At 59.6% G+C, this 1222-nt stretch carries 2 pseudogenes; both read left to right on the forward strand.

Annotated elements, in window-relative coordinates:
• Positions 1 to 428 (forward strand): annotated as a pseudogene (locus NFS22_RS23580) (DUF4314 domain-containing protein); the annotation flags it as partial.
• A pseudogene (locus NFS22_RS23585) lies at positions 421 to 1222 on the forward strand (antirestriction protein ArdA); the annotation flags it as partial. The pseudogenes NFS22_RS23580 and NFS22_RS23585, both read left to right, overlap by 8 nt.

Genomic DNA, 1222 nt, shown 5'->3' on the forward strand with positions numbered 1-1222 from the left:
GGGGCGAGGGCTTTGAGCAGCGTGATATTGGCATCGGAGATGGCTGTGAGCTGTATGTCCACCTGTGGCAGAGCAAGGACTGGAGCATCATGCCGGAGCAGGACCGCTTCGATCCCCACTTCTCTGAGCGGCTCCCGGATATGTGCTTCTCTGTCCTGCCGGAGGATGACTCCCTGATCTGCATTACCAGAGGCGCCGGCTATCAGGTGTCGGAGAACAGCAGTGAGAAACCCGGTCTGAACCGGCACATAGCGGACTACCGCAATCAATGCCGCGGAATCAGCAAGGCTCAAGAGCAGGCCATGCTGGGAGGCTGCCTGCGTGGCTGGGACTCCCCCGCCGCTGATCCCAGGACCTATGAGCAGACCCTCCAGTCCCCCACCGATATGGAGGCTGGAGCGCCGATGGGAGGGATGACTCTTGGATAAGGTATTCCATATCCGCACATTCAGCAGCCCCAACGGAGCCTATCAGGAAGTGGAGCTGGATCTGCCAGCCACGGATTACGAACTTCTCGACGCAATGGAACAGATCCGGCTGGAGGACGGAAAGCACCCGTATCTGGAGTTCCATGCTGTCGAGGAATACGACTACTTGAACGAGCGCATTCAGGAGACAGACATCTTCCCGCTCAATGCCCTGGCCAAGCGGCTGGCAGAGCTGGACACGCGAGGTATGGCCGTCTTCGAGGGGCTGGTCTGCATGGATATTCAGAAAGGCGTGGAAACGATCCCCATTGGCAGCCTGATCGACTACGCCTACAGCGGGGAATGCTGCCATGTGTTGGAGGATGCCGTGACCGATGAGGAACTGGGCAGGTTCCTTGTGGAGAACGGGTTTATCCCGGAAACAGACGCCATTCCGGACGCCACGCTTGAGCTGCTGGACTACGCGCAGATTGGGAAGAACCATCGGGAGGCGGAGGGCAGTACATTTACCGGCTTCGGCTATGTGGAGCGGCACAGCGAACCGCGTCAGGTTTACAAAACCCTGGATCTTACGCCGAAAAAGCCCGCATACACCATCCTGGCTGAGACATATGACGGAAACCGGGTGGAGTTCCCATACCCGGCCAACGCTCCCATGGGGACGGAGCCGGTGCGCTGTGTGGACTGCACCGCGCCGTCACTCATCGGTCTGACCAGTGGAATGGAAACTGTGGACCTGCTGGCCCGCAGACTGGCAGGGCTGGAGCCGAAGGCACTGACCGCTTACAAGGCCC

This window comes from Flintibacter muris (assembly GCF_943192995.1).
In the GTDB taxonomy this organism is placed as follows: Bacteria; Bacillota; Clostridia; order Oscillospirales; family Oscillospiraceae; genus Lawsonibacter; species Lawsonibacter muris.